This is a genomic window from uncultured Methylobacterium sp. (genome assembly GCF_964242245.1).
GTDB lineage: Bacteria > Pseudomonadota > Alphaproteobacteria > Rhizobiales > Beijerinckiaceae > Methylobacterium.
Map to the genome: position 1 here is coordinate 1 of NZ_CAXTBY010000002.1, position 15,751 is coordinate 15,751.

The 15,751-nt window shown below is 70.9% G+C and carries 16 protein-coding genes; 14 read left to right on the plus strand and 2 right to left on the minus strand.

Annotation, left to right across the window (positions count from 1 at the left end; translation table 11 throughout):
* Positions 1 to 277 precede the first annotated feature (277 nt).
* Positions 278 to 2,158 (plus strand): ABC transporter ATP-binding protein, encoded by a 1,881-nt coding sequence (locus ACFE8Y_RS00600; RefSeq protein ID WP_375462544.1) that lies wholly within the window; start codon positions 278 to 280, stop codon positions 2,156 to 2,158.
* 98 nt (positions 2,159 to 2,256) lie between these two features.
* Here ACFE8Y_RS00600 and ACFE8Y_RS00605 read toward each other — a convergent pair whose 3' ends face one another.
* Positions 2,257 to 3,042 (minus strand): methyl-accepting chemotaxis protein, encoded by a 786-nt coding sequence (locus tag ACFE8Y_RS00605; RefSeq protein WP_375462441.1) that lies wholly within the window; start codon positions 3,040 to 3,042, stop codon positions 2,257 to 2,259.
* 60 nt (positions 3,043 to 3,102) lie between these two features.
* Entirely contained in the window at positions 3,103 to 4,089 is a 987-nt protein-coding gene (locus ACFE8Y_RS00610) for a cache domain-containing protein (RefSeq protein ID WP_375462442.1), read from the minus strand.
* A gap of 221 nt (positions 4,090 to 4,310) precedes the next feature.
* Here ACFE8Y_RS00610 and ACFE8Y_RS00615 point away from each other — a divergent pair, with 221 nt between their 5' ends.
* The 13 genes from ACFE8Y_RS00615 (at position 4,311) to coaA (ending at position 15,694) form a co-directional block, all read left to right on the plus strand.
* The gene (locus ACFE8Y_RS00615) at positions 4,311 to 5,765 is read left to right on the plus strand and encodes an MATE family efflux transporter (RefSeq protein WP_375462545.1); all 1,455 of its coding nucleotides are present in this window, start codon (positions 4,311 to 4,313) and stop codon (positions 5,763 to 5,765) included.
* Between the two features lie 194 nt (positions 5,766 to 5,959).
* Positions 5,960 to 6,535 carry a ubiquinol-cytochrome c reductase iron-sulfur subunit gene (gene petA / locus ACFE8Y_RS00620; protein ID WP_375462443.1) on the plus strand — a complete coding sequence of 192 codons (576 nt, stop codon included), beginning with the start codon at positions 5,960 to 5,962 and terminating at the stop codon, positions 6,533 to 6,535.
* Positions 6,536 to 6,558: 23 nt separating this feature from the next.
* The gene (locus tag ACFE8Y_RS00625) at positions 6,559 to 7,845 is read left to right on the plus strand and encodes a cytochrome bc complex cytochrome b subunit (RefSeq protein WP_375462444.1); all 1,287 of its coding nucleotides are present in this window, start codon (positions 6,559 to 6,561) and stop codon (positions 7,843 to 7,845) included.
* Positions 7,846 to 7,865: 20 nt separating this feature from the next.
* Complete coding sequence (locus ACFE8Y_RS00630) at positions 7,866 to 8,777, plus strand: cytochrome c1 (RefSeq protein WP_375462445.1); 912 nt, start codon at positions 7,866 to 7,868, stop codon at positions 8,775 to 8,777.
* Positions 8,778 to 9,098: 321 nt separating this feature from the next.
* On the plus strand, positions 9,099 to 9,974 hold the full coding sequence (locus tag ACFE8Y_RS00635) for an S-methyl-5'-thioadenosine phosphorylase (RefSeq protein WP_375462446.1): 876 nt from the start codon (positions 9,099 to 9,101) through the stop codon (positions 9,972 to 9,974).
* Between the two features lie 197 nt (positions 9,975 to 10,171).
* Positions 10,172 to 10,759: an imidazoleglycerol-phosphate dehydratase HisB gene (hisB, locus tag ACFE8Y_RS00640; RefSeq protein WP_375462447.1), complete on the plus strand. Its 588-nt coding sequence runs from the start codon at positions 10,172 to 10,174 to the stop codon at positions 10,757 to 10,759.
* A gap of 202 nt (positions 10,760 to 10,961) precedes the next feature.
* Complete coding sequence (locus ACFE8Y_RS00645) at positions 10,962 to 11,441, plus strand: DUF2628 domain-containing protein (RefSeq protein ID WP_375462546.1); 480 nt, start codon at positions 10,962 to 10,964, stop codon at positions 11,439 to 11,441.
* A 22-nt stretch (positions 11,442 to 11,463) separates the two neighbouring features.
* Positions 11,464 to 12,123: an imidazole glycerol phosphate synthase subunit HisH gene (hisH, locus tag ACFE8Y_RS00650; RefSeq protein ID WP_375462448.1), complete on the plus strand. Its 660-nt coding sequence runs from the start codon at positions 11,464 to 11,466 to the stop codon at positions 12,121 to 12,123.
* A gap of 36 nt (positions 12,124 to 12,159) precedes the next feature.
* Entirely contained in the window at positions 12,160 to 12,903 is a 744-nt protein-coding gene (gene hisA, locus ACFE8Y_RS00655) for a 1-(5-phosphoribosyl)-5-[(5-phosphoribosylamino)methylideneamino]imidazole-4-carboxamide isomerase (RefSeq protein ID WP_375462449.1), read from the plus strand.
* Positions 12,904 to 12,929: 26 nt separating this feature from the next.
* Positions 12,930 to 13,418, plus strand: coding sequence for a DUF29 domain-containing protein (locus tag ACFE8Y_RS00660; RefSeq protein ID WP_375462450.1), 489 nt, complete (start codon positions 12,930 to 12,932; stop codon positions 13,416 to 13,418).
* Between the two features lie 8 nt (positions 13,419 to 13,426).
* Positions 13,427 to 14,203: an imidazole glycerol phosphate synthase subunit HisF gene (gene hisF, locus ACFE8Y_RS00665; RefSeq protein WP_375462451.1), complete on the plus strand. Its 777-nt coding sequence runs from the start codon at positions 13,427 to 13,429 to the stop codon at positions 14,201 to 14,203.
* Positions 14,204 to 14,357: 154 nt separating this feature from the next.
* Positions 14,358 to 14,681 (plus strand): phosphoribosyl-ATP diphosphatase, encoded by a 324-nt coding sequence (locus ACFE8Y_RS00670; RefSeq protein ID WP_375462452.1) that lies wholly within the window; start codon positions 14,358 to 14,360, stop codon positions 14,679 to 14,681.
* Entirely contained in the window at positions 14,678 to 15,694 is a 1,017-nt protein-coding gene (gene coaA, locus ACFE8Y_RS00675) for a type I pantothenate kinase (RefSeq protein WP_375462453.1), read from the plus strand. Before ACFE8Y_RS00670 ends, coaA begins: the two co-directional genes overlap by 4 nt.
* The last annotated feature ends 57 nt before the right edge of the window (positions 15,695 to 15,751 follow it).

The window sequence follows — 15,751 nt, forward strand, 5'->3', positions numbered from 1 at the left end:
CCGCGTGCGGGGAGAGGGGACCCGCGCCTCATCCGATCGCGTCGAGAGATGGGTGAATACGGTAGCCCGCGGGGGGAGGGAAGGGACGCTCAAGAGAGTCGGGTCAGGCGATGCTTCCCCGACGGCGACGGGTTTCGGAGGTCGTGCGATGGATGGGGTGCGGATGGGCGCGCGCATGGCAGCCCTGCCGCGCTGCGGCATCGCTCCCCGCTTGGCCGGCGCGGGTGCAGGCTTAGATGACCGCTTCACCCCCAGCCACGCAAAGCACCGCAAAAGCATGTTCCTCGACTGGCTCGAGCGCCGCATCGATACGTTCGCGCCCTTCGACGAGGCGCGGATGCCGCCGAACACCGTGCTGGGCTTTGCCGCCTTCTACCTGCGGCCGATCCGCGGGGCGTTGGCGTGCCTGTTCGTCGTCGCGGTGGTGGCGGGCACGGTGGAGGCCTCCCTCTACCTCCTGATGCGCTGGTTCATCGACCTGCTGAGCACCGCCGACCGCGCGAACGTCCTCGCCGACCATGGCATCGCGATCGGGCTCGCGGTCGCCCTCGTGCTGGTGGTGCGCCCGGTCTCGATCTGGCTGCACGAGCTGCTCTCGAACCAAGTGATCGTGCCGCAATCGACCAACCAGATCCGCTGGCGCACGCACCTCTACACGCTGGGCCATTCGCTCTCGTACTTCCAGGCGGATTTCGCCGGACGGCTCGCCAACCGCGTCGTCCAGGTCGGGCCGGCGGTGCGGGAGCTCGCGGTCGTGTTCATCGACACGCTGCTCTACGTGGCGATCTACGCGATCACCGCCATCGGGCTGTTCGGCTCGATCTCCCTGTGGCTGACCCTGCCGGTGATCGTCTGGGTCGCCGTCTACGCGGGCCTGACGACGTGGTTCGTGCCCCGCGCCCGCTCTCGCTCCCACAGGACGGCCGACACCCGCTCGGCGCTGATCGGGCGCGTCGTCGACAGCTACACCAACATCCTCACGGTCAAGCTCTTCGCCCGCGACCGCGAGGAGCGCGCCGCCGTGCGCGACGCGGTTGACGTCCACACGTCGGCCTACCTGCACCAGTTCCGGCTGGTGACTTCGACGACGACGCTCCTCGGGGTGCTGAACAGCGCCCTGCTGCTCGCGACCGCCGGCGCCTCGCTGCTGCTGTGGCAGCGCGGTGGCATGACCACCGGCGAGGCCTCGGCGGGGCTGGCCCTGGTGCTGCGGCTGATCGCGATGTCGGGCTGGGTGATGCAGACGGTGCGCGGCGTGTTCGAGAACGTCGGCGTGATCCAGGAGAGCATGCAGACCATCGCGCGGCCGCACGGGCTGATCGATGCGCCCGGTGCCGGCACGCTCAAGGTCGCGGGCGGCGACATCCGCTTCGAGAGCGTGGGCTTCCATTACGGGCGCGGCGACGCCAACGTGATCGAGGACCTCAACCTGCACATCCGCGCGGGCGAGAAGGTCGGCCTCGTCGGTGTCAGCGGGGCGGGCAAGACCACGATCACCTCGCTGCTGCTGCGCCTCCACGACGTCGAGAGCGGGCGCATCCTGGTCGACGGGCAGGACATCGCGCGCGTCACGCAGGAATCCTTGCGCGCCGCCATCGCCATGGTGAGCCAGGACACGTCGCTGCTGCACCGCTCGATCCGCGACAACATCGCCTACGGCCGGCCCGACGCAACGCAGGCCGAGATCGCGCGGGCGGCCGAACTCGCCCACGCCGACGGGTTCATCGCCGACCTCGTCGACCACAAGGGCCGGCGCGGCTACGACGCGCAGGTCGGCGAGCGCGGCGTTAAGCTGTCCGGCGGCCAGCGCCAGCGCATCGCCATCGCCCGCGTCATCCTCAAGGACGCCCCGGTGCTGATCCTCGACGAGGCGACCTCGGCTCTCGACAGCCAGGTCGAGGCGGCGATCCAGGAGAGCCTCGACACCCTGATGCAGGGCAAGACCGTGCTCGCCATCGCCCACAGGCTCTCGACCATCGCGGCGCTCGACCGCTTGGTGGTCATCGACGAGGGCCGCATCGTCGAGGAGGGGACGCACGCCGCGCTCATCCGCGGCGGCGGCCTCTACGCGCGGCTGTGGGCGCGGCAATCGGGCGGCTTCCTGCCCGATCGCGTGGCAGGGGAGGGCGGGACCCGCTACGAGGACGCGGCCGAGTAGGCGCCTCAGGGCTCCCACGGCGATCGGTGCTTCGATCCGCAAGCGGTGCTCCTCTCGGACAGTCCGGTCCAACGAAGCACGGATCGCCGTGGGGACCCTCAGGCGGCCCGCACGTCGTCGAGGAAGGCCTGCACCTGCCCGCGCAGAAGCTCGGATTGCCGCGCCAGCGCCTCGGAGGCGGCAAAGACCTGCGCCGCGGTGCTGCCGGTCTCGGACGCCGCCTGCGAGACGATCCCGATGCTCGCCGTGACCGCGCCGGTCCCCAGCGCCGCCTGGGTCACCGCCCCGACGATCTCGCGGACGGCCGCCCCCTGCTGGTCCACCGCGCTCGCGATCGCGGAGGCCACGCCGTTGATGCCGCGGATGGTCTCGGCGCTGCCGCCGATCGCGGAGACCGCCCGGCGCGTCATCTCCTGGATGCCGGCGACTTGGCCCGAGATGTCGCCGGTCGCCTTCGCGGTCTGCTCGGCCAGGGCCTTGACCTCCTGGGCCACCACCGCGAAGCCCCGTCCCGCCTCGCCGGCCCGCGCCGCCTCGATGGTGGCGTTCAAGGCCAGCAGGTTGGTCTGCCCGGCGATGCCGGAGATCAGGCCGACGATGTCCTCGATGCGGGTCGCCGACCGGCTCAGTTCGGCCACGATCGCGGCGGACGCGTCCGTCTCGGCCACGGCGGCCGCGGACCGGCGCAGGGAATGGGCGACCTGACGCCCGATCTCCTCGACCGAGGCGCCGAGTTCCTCGGCCGCGCTCGCCACCGAATCGACGTTGGCGCCGGCCTCCTCGGCGGCGGCGGCGACCGCGCCTGCATGCGCCGTCGTCTCCCGGACCGAGCCGGAGAGGAGGCGCGAGGTCGCCTGCATCTCGGTCGCGGCCGAGGACACCATGTCGACGATGTCGCCGACGGACGCCTCGAAGCCGCGGACCAGGCCGTTCAGCCGCTCGGCCTACCGCAGCTTCGCGAGGTCGTCCGCCGCCTTCTCGGATTCCAGCCGACGCTGCGCGACGAGCCCGTCGCGGAACACCGCCGCGGACCGGGCCATGGCGCCGATCTCGTCGGCCCGGCCGACCGAGGGGACCACGCGGTCGTGCGCGCGCCCGGCCAGCGCCGTCATGGTGTCAGCCAGCGCCCGGATCGGGCGACCGAGATGGCGGCTCAGGGCAAGCGCGAGCCCGATCGCGGCGACCGCGATGGCGCCGAGCACGGCCAGCAGCACCATCAGGGCGCGATCGCAGGCGGCCATGAAGGTCAACGTGTCGAGGGCGACCTCGATCGTCCCGATCGCCTGCCCCGAGTAGTTCCTCAGGGGGCCGGCGAGCACCGCCGCCGGGTGGTCGCCGAGGCTCACCGCCTCCCGGGCGGTCGGGCCCGTGAGGGCGGCCCGATGCGTCGCCGTCGGCAGCACCGTCTTCTCCGCAGACGTCGCGCCCATGGTCTGGATGCCGTCGTCCTGACGCAGGTGCATTGCGATGTCGACGCCGAGCCGGCGCTTCAGGTCGGCGAGGAAGCTCGGGCCGCGCGTCGAGCCCACGCCGACGAGGCAGTCCCCGATCCGCGCCGGGACCGAGGCGAAGAGGCTGATGCCGTCGCGGCCAAGCTGGACCCCCGTCAAGGTTCGGCCCGTCCCGACCGCGTCCTTGATCATGACGCGGCGGCCGGTGAGGATGTCGCCGTATTTGTCGGGCATGTGGAGGCGAGCGAGGTTCGCGCCGGTTGGAAGGGGGAAGCCGATCAGGTCGAGGTTCAGGGCCTTGAGGGTCGGGAAGATCGGCGTGAACGGCGTGAGGATGCCGGCCCGGCCGCCGTGGGCGAAGGCGTCCGCCACGCGCGGGTCGTTGGCGATGGCACCTGCGTCGATGCGCATCGGCAGCGCTTCGACGATGTCCGTCCGGCGCCGCCTTCCCGCCTGGGCAGGCGACACCCACATCGTCATGATCTTGCCCTATCCGGTAGCCATCGGCCGTGCCTCCCGCCTCGAACGGTGCGCGGACGGCTGACGCAGGAACTCTCGGTCAAGAGCTGGCTCTTGGCCACCAACCAACGCCTAGCCAAGACCTCTTGCCGGACGGGCGGTGCTTGGCCGACCACCGCGGCTTCGCCGAGGCGGCGGCGCGGCGGAAGCCGACGGCGCGGATTGAAACGGGAACAGGCTTCATGACGACGATCGGCCTCGCGGCGTCCGCCGCGCGGGCACGGGTGCCGCGCCTTCAGCCCTGGGGCCGGGAGATCCGCGCGACGCTCGCGCTCGCCGCGCCGCTCGTGCTCACCAACCTCGCCCAGCACGGTCTGATCGCCGCCGACACGGTGATGCTCGGGCGCCTCGGCGCGGGGGACCTCGCGGCGGCGACGCTGGCCACAAGCCTGTACTTCATCCTGTTCATCTGCGGCATCGGGCTGACCTCGGCGGTGGCGCCGCTGATCGCCGAGGCGCTGGGCCGCGATCCGCGCGCGACCGACGCGGTCCGCCGCCTCGTGCGGGCCGGGTTCTGGGCGGCAACCCTGGTGTCGATCCCGCTGATGCTCGGGCTTTGGCACACGAAGGCGCTCCTCGACGCGCTCGGCGAACCGCCGGAACTGACGGAGGCCGCCGGCCGCTACATGCGGGCGCTGCAATGGGCGATGTGGCCCGCGCTGCTGTTCATGGTGCTGCGCGGCACGTTTGCCGCCCTGGAACGGCCGGCCTGGCCGCTGGCGGCCAGCCTGCTGGCGCTGCCGGTCAACGTCGGCCTCGCGCTCTGGCTCGCCTTCGAGGGTCCGGGACGGCTCGGGCTCGGCCTCGCGGGCGTCGGCCTCGCGACCACTGCGGCTGCGTCCTTCACCCTTGCCGTGCTGCTGGCGGTGATCCGGTTCGACACGTCGCTGCGGCGCTTCCGGCTGCTGCACCGGGTCTGGCGGTTCGACGGCGTGCGGCTTGCCGCGATGTTCCGCCTCGGCCTGCCGATGGCGGCCACGGGGCTCGCCGAGGCCGGGCTGTTCGAGGCGGCGGTGCTCGGGATGGGCCTGTTCGGCGCGAGCCAGCTCGCCGCGCACGCGGTCGCGATCCAGGTCGCGGCGATCTGCTTCATGGTGCCGAACGGAATCGGGCAGGCCGCGACCGTCCGCGTCGGGCTGCACCGGGGTGCGCGCCACCTGGACAGGATGCGCCGGGCGGCCCACGTGGCGCTGGCGCTGGCGCTCTGCTTCATGGTCGCGTGCGCCAGCATCCAGCTCGGGGCGCCACGGATGCTGATCGGGCTGTTCCTGGACGCCGATGCGCCGCGGAACGCTGCGGTGATCCCCTACGCGGTCGGCTTCCTCGGGCTCGCCGCCCTGTTTGCCGTCGCCGACGGGGTCCAGTCCGTGACGCTCGGGCTCCTGCGCGGCCTGCAGGACACCCGGGTGCCGATGCTGATCGCAATCGGCGGCTACTGGGGCCTGGGCGTGCCGTTGGGCGCCGCGCTCGCCTGGGGCGCGGGGTTGGAGGGCACCGGCATCTGGCTCGGCTTCTGCGCCGGCCTGTTCGTCGTGGCGGTTCTGCTGGTGGCGCGCTGGCGCCGGCTGACCCGTCCGGGCCTGCGGCCGGACCACGCGCGGCAACCGGCGCCGGGCGCCGCCGCGGCGCGGGCGTGATACACCGAACGGTGCAGGGCGGCGGCGCAGCTTGGCTTGACTCCGGGCGACGCGCGGTCGCATTGCACACCTTAGAACGATGATGCTCTGGTCCCGTGTCGGACCGGCCGTCCTTCCGATTTCCCTGGCGCCCCGCCGCGGATCCTGAGGTCCGCCCGGGGCCGCGCCGTCCGCACGCTTGGAGTTTCACGATCTTGGCGAATCCCTCCGCCACCGCGTCCGCCGGCTCCGCCGCTCCGGACGGCACCCGCCGCGACTTCCTGTTCCTGGCCACCGGCGCCGGCCTCGCCGTCGGCGTCGGCGCCGTGGCGTGGCCCTTCGTCGCTTCGATGGCGCCGGACGCGGCGACCATCGCCGCCGGCGCGCCGATCGACGTCGACCTCACCCCGATCACCGACGGCCAGATCATCAACGTGTTCTGGCGCGGCAAGCTGATCTTCGTCCGCAAGCTCACCGAGAAGGAGGTGGCGGACATGAAGGGGATTCCCGAGAGCCAGTTGATCGACCCGGCGGCCTTCACGACGCGCGTCAAAACCGGCCACGATCAGTGGCTTGTGGTGTACGGAAACTGCACCCATCTCGGCTGCGTACCGATCGGCCACCAGGGCAATTTCGAGGGTTGGGCGTGCCCCTGCCACGGATCGCAGTTCGACGCGGCGGGCCGCGTCCGCCGCGGGCCGGCCCCCATCAACCTTCCCATCCCGCCCTACGCCTTCCAGACCGACGCGAAGATCCGCATCGGCGAGGATGGCGGCAAGGCGGCGGCCTGAGACGAAAGGACCGGGATACCCCCATGAGCTCAGTCGCCAACACCTACGTTCCGAAGAGCCGGGTCGCCAAGTGGTTCGAGGCGCGGCTGCCGATCGCCGGCCTCGTCCACTCGTCGTTCGTGGCCTTTCCGGTGCCGCGCAACCTGAACTACTTCTGGACCTTCGGCGCGATCCTGATCGCGTTCCTGGGCATCCAGATCGTCACCGGCATCTGGCTCGCCATGCACTACGAGCCGTCGGCGACCGAGGCCTTCAACTCCGTCGAGCACATCATGCGCGACGTGAACTACGGCTGGCTGCTGCGCTACGCCCACGCCAACGGCGCGTCGATGTTCTTCGTGGCCGTCTACGTCCACATCTTCCGGGCGCTGTACTACGGCTCGTACAAGGCCCCCCGCGAGGTGCTCTACATCCTCGGCGTGGTGATCTACCTCCTGATGATGGCCACCGCCTTCCTCGGCTACACCTTGCCGTGGGGCCAGATGAGCTTCTGGGGCGCCACCGTCATCACCAACATCCTGGCGGCGATCCCCGTGGTCGGCGACACCATCCAGAGCCTGCTCTGGGGCGGCTACTCGGTGGGCAACCCGACCGTGAACCGCTTCTTCTCGCTGCACTACCTGATGCCGTGGATGATCGCCGGCGTCGTCGTCCTGCACGTCTGGGCGCTGCACGTCACCGGCCAGAACAACCCGACCGGCATCCCGATCAAGTCGAGCAAGGACGCGGTGCCGTTCACGCCCTACGCCACGATCAAGGACGTGTTCGCCACCGTGGTGTTCATGATCCTGTTCGCGTGGCTGATCTTCTACCAGCCGAACTACCTCAACCACGCCGACAACTACATCCCGGCCAACCCCGCCGTGACGCCCGCGCACATCGTCCCCGAGTGGTACTTCCTGCCGTTCTACGCGATCCTGCGCGCGGTGCCCTCGAAGCTCGGCGGCGTGATCCTGATGTTCTCGGCGGTGCTGATCCTGGCGCTCGCGCCCTGGCTCGACACCTCGCGGGTGCGCTCGTGCAACTACCGGCCGATCTACCGCCAGTTCTTCTGGCTGTTCCTCGTCGTGACGGTCCTGCTGGGCTACCTCGGCGCGATGCCGCCCACCGGCGGCTACGTCATCGCGGCCCAGATCTGCACGTTCTACTACTTCGCGCACTTCCTCCTCGTGATGCCGCTGGTCGGCCTGTTCGAGACCCCGAAGGCACTTCCGGGCTCGATCCTGGAGAGCGTGACGGGCCCGGGCAAGCAGGTGAGCGGGTCGGGCATGCCGGCGGGTGCCGCCGCGTCGCCGACCACCAAGGGCTGAGGGCAGGACCGGATACGACGATGAAAACCAAGACCCTCCTCGCCGCGTCCCTGTTCGCGCTCGTCCTCGGAGCTCCGCTCGGCACCTCGGCGGTCCTCGCCGAGGACGCGCACGAGGCGCCCCAGCCGCCGCGGGTGATGTGGAGCTTTGCCGGCGTGTTCGGCCGCTTCGACCAGGCGCAGCTCCAGCGCGGCTTCCAGGTCTACAAGGAGGTCTGCTCCGCCTGCCACTCGATGAAGCTCGTCAACTTCCGCAACCTCGCGCAGGAGGGCGGGCCCGACTTCTCCGAGAGTCAGGTCAAGGCGCTGGCCGCGACCTACACGGTCAAGGATGGCCCCAACGATGCGGGCGAGATGTTCGAACGGCCCGGCCGCGCGGCCGACACCTTCCCGCCGCCCTTCCCGAACGATCAGGCGGCGGCCGCGGCGAACGGCGGCAAGGCGCCTCCGGACTTCTCGGTGCTGGCCAAGGCCCGCACCTACGAGCGCGGCTTCCCGTGGTTCATCGTCGACGCGCTGCCCTTCGTCGGCTACTCGGAGCAGGGCCCCGACTACATCCACGCTCTTCTCAACGGCTACGAAGAGCCGCCGAAGGGCACCGAGGTGCCGGACGGGGTGCACTACAACAAGTACTATCCCGGCCACCTGATCGCGATGCCGAACCCGATCAGCGACGGGCAGGTGACCTACCCGAAGAACGAGCAGGGCCAGCCGGTCGTGCCCGAGACCGTCGACCAGTACATCAAGGACGTTGCCTCCTTCATGAGTTGGGCGGCCGAGCCGCACATGATGGCCAGCAAGGCGCTGGGCTTCCGGGTGATCCTGTTCCTGATGCTGCTCGCGGGGCTGCTGTACTACGTCAAGAAGCGGGTCTGGGCCGATGTCGGCGGCGAGGTCCACGGCCTCCAGCCGGAACTGCACAAGACCTTCTGATCGGCCTGAGACGACGGATGACAACGGGCCCCGCGCGGGGCCCGTTTGCGTTTGGGCGCGAGACGGCGGCCGTGATATCGCACTGCGAACTTCACGACGTTGCCCGAGGCTCGCGCGGGTTCCTTCTCCGACACATCTCGGGCAGGCCCGAGATGTGTCGGTCGCTTGTTCAAGTCGGGTAGCCCCGACTGGGATCAGGAGAAGGGCAGGTCGAGGGGCGTGACGTATCCGGAGAGGTCACGCCCCTCACCCCAGCCCTCTCTCCCTGGGAGAGGGGGCATGCGGCGGCCCTCGCGATCTCGCAGCAAAAGGATGACGACCATGACGGCTGCGGTGCTCGGGGTGATGGGCGGCTCCGGGGTCTACGACCTGCCGGGCCTGGAGGACGTGCGCGAGGCGCAGGTCGCCTCGCCGTGGGGCGAGCCCTCGGACGCCCTGCGCATCGGCCGCATCGGGGACACGACGGTCGTCTTCCTGGCGCGCCACGGGCGCGGGCACCGGCTCTCGCCCTCGGGGATCGACTATCGCGCCAACATCGACGCGATGAAGCGGGCCGGCGTCACCGATCTCGTCTCGCTCTCGGCCTGCGGCTCGTTCCGCAACGAGCTGCATCCCGGCCTGTTCGTACTGGTCGACCAGTTCGTCGACCGGACGGTGGGCCGGCCTTCTTCGTTCTTCGGCAACGGCTGCGTCGCCCACGTTTCGCTCGCCCACCCGGTCGGCCCGAATCTCCAGAAGCGGATCGCCGCGGCGGCGGAGGCGGAAGGAATCGCCGTGCACCGCGGCGGTACCTACGTGTGCATGGAGGGGCCGCACTTCTCCTCGCTCGCCGAATCGAAGAGCTACAAGGCGCAAGGGTTCGACGTGATCGGCATGACCAACATGCCGGAGGCCAAGCTCGCCCGCGAGGCCGAGATCACCTACGCCACCATCGCGATGGTGACCGACTTCGACTGCTGGCACCCGGGTCACGACGCCGTCGACGTCGCCTCGGTGGTCGCGGTCGCGCGCGCCAACGCCGACAAGGCCGCCCGCCTCGTGGCCCGCCTCGCCCGCGACCTGCCGCCCGAGCGCGAGGACTGCCCGGCGGGCTCGCACCGGGCCCTCGACGGCGCGATCATGACGGCGCCGGATCAGCGCGATGCAGGCCTGCTGGCCAAGCTCGACGCGGTCGCCGGCCGCGTCCTGAACGGGTAGGGCGCGGGCCGCCTCTTTCCCCGGCGGCGGCATCCGCACTGGAGCGCTCTCCGACGAAGTGGACGCCGGTTCGGCGAAAGAGCGCGCGATAAGACAAGGACCTGGAGCCGCAACCGATTGCAACGCGATCGGGCGTGGCTCTAGAAGGCGGGACCGGCCGCGTTCCGCGGTCCACGAACCCGAAGCACGCGAGACGCATGCGCAGCGCCAGCATCAGTCGCAGGACGGCGGAGACCGACGTGTCGGTCGCGATCGACCTCGACGGCACCGGCAAGGCCGGGATCGCCACCGGCGTCGGCTTCCTCGACCACATGCTGGAGCTGTTCGCCCGCCACGCGCTGTTCGACGTCGAGGCGCGGGTGACCGGCGACCTTCACGTCGATCAGCACCACACGGTGGAGGATTGCGGCATCGCGCTCGGACAGGCCTTCGCGCGGGCGCTCGGGGACAAGCGCGGCATCGCGCGTTACGCTGACATTCACCTGCCGATGGACGAGACGCTGACGCGCGTCGCGGTCGACATCTCGGGCCGGCCGTTCCTGGTGTTCCGCACGGCCTTCCGCGTCGAGAAGATCGGCGCCTTCGACACCGAGCTGGTCCGCGAGTGGTTCCAGGCCTTCGCGATGAATGCCGGGCTCACGCTCCACGTCGAGACCCTCTACGGCGACAACGCCCACCACGTCGCCGAGAGCTGCTTCAAGGGTCTGGCCCGCGCCTTGCGGCAGGCCGTGGCGGTCGATCCCCGCGAGGAGGGCCGCGTACCCTCGACCAAGGGCTCGCTCTAGAGCGCTCTCCGACGAAGTGGACGCTGGTTCGTCGTCAGGGAGCGCGATCACACAAGGACCGAGAGCCGTGCCCGATCCACCTGGATCGGGCACGGCTCTCGGCCGCTTCGGCAGGACGCGCGGCGCCCGTGGGCGATGACGCGGACACTTGGCAAACGAATCGGACACTTGGCAAACGAAGAAGGGATGCGTCGCGATGAGGATGCGCAGCTACACGCTTCACCTGCCGCGCGAGGCCCGGCCGGGTGAGGCGCACGACCTCGACCGGGCGCAGCTCGTGCCGGACGGGTTCTCCGGCGCGGCCTTCGCGTTCTCCGTGCTGTGGTTCCTCTATCACCGCCTGTGGCTCGCGGCGGCCATCGTCCTTGCCGGGCTCTGCGCGCTCGCCGCGCTCGGCCACGGCCTCGGCTTGGCGCCGCTCTCGGGTGCCCTGGTCAGCCTGCTCGCCGCGCTGCTGATCGGGATGGAGGCGTGCTCGCTCCGCCGCTGGACGCTTGCGCGCCGGGGCTGGCCCGCCCGCGACGCGGTGGTCGCGGGCAGCGCCGACGAGGCGGAGGCCAAGGCCATGACGCGCTGGCTCGATCCGTCCCGCACGACTGAGCTCCGCGCCGGCCCGTCCTTCCCGGCCGGGCGCGCTGCCGAGCCGGTCATCGGCCTGTTCCCGGCCCAGGGCGGCCGGTGAGACCGCCCTGGGACCCTGCCGCGTGAGCGCCGAGACCGTCGCGATCATCGATTACGGGTCGGGCAACCTGCACTCGGCGGCCAAGGCCTTCGAGCGGGCCGCCCGCGAGGCCGCGACCGGCGCGCGCATCGTCGTGACCGGCGATCCCGAGGTGGTGGCGCGCGCCGACCGGGTGGTGCTGCCCGGCGTCGGCGCCTACGCCGATTGCCGCCGCGGGCTCGACGCCGTTCCCGGCCTCGTGGCGGCGATGACGGATCGAGTGATCGGGGACGGGCGCCCCTTCCTCGGCATCTGCGTCGGCATGCAGTTGATGGCGACCCGCGGGCTCGAATACGCGACCACCGCCGGCCTCGGCTGGATCCCGGGCGACGTCTGCCCGATCCGTCCGGCCGACCCCGACCTCAAGATCCCGCACATGGGCTGGAACACCCTGGCGTCCGCGCGCGGGCATGCCCTCCTCGACGGCATTCCGACCGGGGAGAACGGGTTGCATGCCTACTTTGTGCACAGCTACGCGTTGAAGGCTGAGCGTCCGGCGGAGGTGGTGGCCGAGGCCGAGTACGGCGGCCCGGTCACGGCGATGGTGGCGCGCGACAACCTCGCCGGCACGCAGTTCCACCCGGAGAAGAGCCAGCATCTCGGGCTCGCCCTGATCGCGAACTTCCTGCGCTGGCGGCCGTAGCCGCAAGCCCCCCAGAACCGAGAAACGAGCCCGCGCGTGATCCTGTACCCGGCGATCGACCTGAAGGACGGGCGCTGCGTCCGCCTCGTGCAGGGGGACATGGCGCAGGCCGTGGTGTTCAACGACGACCCGGCGGCGCAAGGGGCGGCGTTCGCCGGGCAGGGCTTTTCCTGGCTGCACGTGGTCGACCTCGACGGGGCGTTCGCGGGCGCGCCGCGGAACGCGGCCGCCGTCGACGCGATCCTCGCCCGGGTGGACCTGCCGGTGCAGCTCGGCGGCGGCATCCGCGAGATGCGCACCCTCGAAGGCTGGCTCGCCAAGGGCGTCGCTCGGGTCATCATCGGCACGGCGGCCGTGCGCGACCCGGCCTTCGTCCGCGAGGCCGCCCGGCTCCATCCGGGCCGGATCGCGGTGGGCATCGACGCCAAGGACGGGCGCGTCGCGGTCGAGGGCTGGGCGCGGACCTCCAGCATGACGGCCGAGGACCTCGGGCGCCGGTTCGAGGATGCCGGCGTCGCGGCGCTCATCTACACCGACATCGCCCGCGACGGCATCCTCAAGGGCCTGAACATCGAGATGACCGTGGCGCTGGCCCAGGCCGTGACCATCCCGGTGATCGCCTCAGGGGGGCTCGCCTCGATCGCGGACGTGCATCGCCTGCTGGAGCCGGACTGCGCGATGCTCGCCGGCGCCATCACCGGCCGAGCGCTGTACGATGGGCGGATCGACCCGCGGGCAGCGCTCGCTGCGATTGCTCAGGCACGCGCCGGTGCAACATGATAAAATTGCGTGGTCGGGAGGCTGCGATGACGTCTGCAACCAAGTCTGCGCTTCGGTCCGTTCCTGCGGATGTCGCATATGCCGAGGACTTCTACACGTGGACGCAGGAACAGGGCGCGCGCCTCAGGGCCGGCGACCTGATGGCGCTCGACCTGGAAAACTTGGCCGAGGAGATCGAGAGCTTGGGTCGCAGCCAGTTCGACAGCCTCGTCAGTGCGTGGCGCATTCTCCTGCTGCACATGCTGAAGTTCGACCATCAACCAAGCCGGCGCACACGATCCTGGACTCTTTCAATCATGGAGCAGCGCAAACAGTCAGGCTTCATACTCAAGGACAATCCTGGTCTGAAGAGCCGACTGGATGAGGCGTTGGAGCGGGCCTACGACGTGGCGAGGGTTGGAGCATCGCGTGAGACCCGGATAGCGCTGGGTCGTTTCCCCGAGGCCTGCCCCTACACCCGCGACGAGATGCTCACCCGCTCCTTCGCGATCGATCCCGACGACACGACCGCCTGAGGGACCCTGTGCTCAAGACCCGCATCATCCCCTGCCTCGACGTGAAGGACGGGCGCGTCGTCAAGGGCGTGCGCTTCCTCGAACTGCGCGACGCGGGCGATCCGGTGGAGGCGGCCAAGGCCTACGACGCGGCCGGCGCCGACGAGTTGTGCTTCCTCGACATCACCGCGAGCCACGAGGCGCGCGGCACCCTGCTCGACGTGGTGAGCCGCACGGCGGAGGCCTGCTTCATGCCGCTCACCGTCGGCGGCGGCGTGCGCGCGGTCGAGGACGTGCGCGCGCTGCTGCTCGCGGGCGCGGACAAGGTCGCGATCAACACCGCAGCCGTCAACGACCCCGACCTCGTCGCGCGGGCGGCGGAAAAATTCGGCGCGCAGTGCATCGTCGTGGCGATCGACGCCAAGCGCACGTCGGCACCGGGCGAGGCGGACGCGTGGCAGATCTTCACCCACGGCGGGCGCAATCCCACCGGCCTCGACGCGGTCGACTTCGCCCGGACCGTCGCCGCCAGGGGCGCGGGCGAACTCCTCGTCACCTCGATGGACCGCGACGGCACCCGCTCGGGCTACGACCTCGCGCTCATCCGCGCCATCGCCGACGCCGTGCCGGTGCCGGTGATCGCGTCCGGCGGCGTCGGCGGCCTCGACGATCTCGTCGCGGGCGTCGCCGAGGGCCGCGCCAGCGCCGTGCTCGCCGCCTCGATCTTCCATTTCGGCCAGTTCAGCATCGCCGAGGCCAAGGCGCACATGGCGGCGGCGGGCTTGGCGATGCGCCGCGACGGCTGACCGATCCGGGATTTATCCGACAATCGGGGCGTCCCGTCGCGCGAATGGCGGTGGCCGGGCGGTTTCGTGCCGGCTGCCGGGTTGCCCGGCGCCCGGCATTGCCGCAGGTTCCGGCCACGGCATCCGCGTTCCGCACCCCGCCGCACGGGTCTTCATGTCCGCCTACACCCTCGACGACCTCGCGCGCCTCGTGGCGAGCCGCGCCGGCACCGCGCCAGAGCGGTCCTACACGGCCAAGCTGCTCGCGGGCGGGCCGGCCCTGGCCGCCAAGAAGCTCGGCGAGGAGGCGGTGGAGGCGGCCATCGCCGCCGTTCAGGGCGACAAGACCGGGCTGACCAACGAGGCGGCGGACGTGCTCTACCATCTCCTCGTGCTGCTGCGCGCCGGCGGGGTCGAGCTCGCCGCGGTGATGGCCGAGCTGCAGCGCCGCACGGCCCAGAGCGGGCTGGCCGAGAAGGCGGGACGGCCCCCCGCATGAGCCCGGCCTCAGCCGCCGCGACCGCCGGCCAGAACCCGGTCGCGGGGCAAAATCCCGTCACGGGAGAGGGGCCGGAGCGGCTCTCGCCCTATCGCCTGTTCACGCGCGACGCCTGGGCGCAACTGCGCGCCGACACGCCGCTGACGCTGACGCAGGAGGACGTCGAGCGCCTGCAATCGCTGAACGACCCGATCTCGCTGGAGGAGGTGGCGGCGATCTACCTGCCGCTGTCGCGCCTGCTCGCCCTCTACGTCGCGGCGAGCCAGGGGCTGTTCAAGGCGACCCAGCGCTTCCTGATGGCCGAGCGCGAGACCAAGGCCCCCTACATCATCGGGCTCGCCGGGTCCGTCGCGGTCGGCAAGTCCACCACCGGCCGGGTGCTCGCGGCGCTGCTGGCCCGCTGGCCGAACACGCCGCGGGTCGATCTCGTCACCACCGACGGCTTCCTGCTGCCCAACACCGAGCTGATGCGCAACGGCACGATGGAGCGGAAGGGCTTCCCCGAGAGCTACGACACCGCGGCGCTGCTGCAGTTCCTGCACGACGTGAAGTCGGGCCGCAAGCGCGTCTCGGCGCCGCTCTACTCGCACCTCGTCTACGACCGGGTGCCCGGCGAGGAGCGGGTGGTGGAGAGCCCCGACATCCTAATCGTCGAGGGCCTGAACGTGCTCCAGCCCGCGCGCCTGCCGCGGGACGGCACCGCGATCCCGTTCGTGTCGGACTTCTTCGACTTCTCGATCTACCTCGACGGGCACGAGGACGACCTGCACCGCTGGTACGTGATGCGCTTCATGCGCCTGCGCCAGACCGCGTTCCGCGATCCCCGCTCGTACTTCCGCAAGTACGCCGAGGTGCCCGAGGTCGAGGCGCTCGCCATCGCCGACCGGCTGTGGACCACCATCAACCTGCCGAACCTGCGCGAGAACATCCTGCCGACGCGCCAGCGCGCCAGCCTGATCCTCGCCAAGGGCGCGAGCCACCGCATCGAGAGCGTGGCGCTGCGGCGGCTGTGATCGTTCGGCGCGGGCCGAGCACGCCGACGGGTTATAGCGGATGCAACATCGAGCGTC

Excerpts from the sequence above, each read along its gene's own strand:
- hisB (WP_375462447.1), top strand. The coding sequence starts at position 10,172 with ATGCGCAGCGCCAGCATCAGTCGCAGGACGGCGGAGACCGACGTGTCG.
- coaA (WP_375462453.1), top strand. The coding sequence starts at position 14,678 with ATGAGCCCGGCCTCAGCCGCCGCGACCGCCGGCCAGAACCCGGTCGCG.
- ACFE8Y_RS00645 (WP_375462546.1), top strand. The coding sequence starts at position 10,962 with ATGCGCAGCTACACGCTTCACCTGCCGCGCGAGGCCCGGCCGGGTGAG.
- ACFE8Y_RS00660 (WP_375462450.1), top strand. The coding sequence starts at position 12,930 with ATGACGTCTGCAACCAAGTCTGCGCTTCGGTCCGTTCCTGCGGATGTC.
- ACFE8Y_RS00635 (WP_375462446.1), top strand. The coding sequence starts at position 9,099 with ATGACGGCTGCGGTGCTCGGGGTGATGGGCGGCTCCGGGGTCTACGAC.
- ACFE8Y_RS00625 (WP_375462444.1), top strand. The coding sequence starts at position 6,559 with ATGAGCTCAGTCGCCAACACCTACGTTCCGAAGAGCCGGGTCGCCAAG.
- ACFE8Y_RS00615 (WP_375462545.1), top strand. The coding sequence starts at position 4,311 with ATGACGACGATCGGCCTCGCGGCGTCCGCCGCGCGGGCACGGGTGCCG.
- ACFE8Y_RS00605 (WP_375462441.1), bottom strand. The coding sequence starts at position 3,042 with ATGGTGTCCTCGGCCGCGACCGAGATGCAGGCGACCTCGCGCCTCCTC.
- ACFE8Y_RS00600 (WP_375462544.1), top strand. The coding sequence starts at position 278 with ATGTTCCTCGACTGGCTCGAGCGCCGCATCGATACGTTCGCGCCCTTC.
- ACFE8Y_RS00610 (WP_375462442.1), bottom strand. The coding sequence starts at position 4,089 with ATGACGATGTGGGTGTCGCCTGCCCAGGCGGGAAGGCGGCGCCGGACG.
- ACFE8Y_RS00670 (WP_375462452.1), top strand. The coding sequence starts at position 14,358 with ATGTCCGCCTACACCCTCGACGACCTCGCGCGCCTCGTGGCGAGCCGC.
- ACFE8Y_RS00630 (WP_375462445.1), top strand. The coding sequence starts at position 7,866 with ATGAAAACCAAGACCCTCCTCGCCGCGTCCCTGTTCGCGCTCGTCCTC.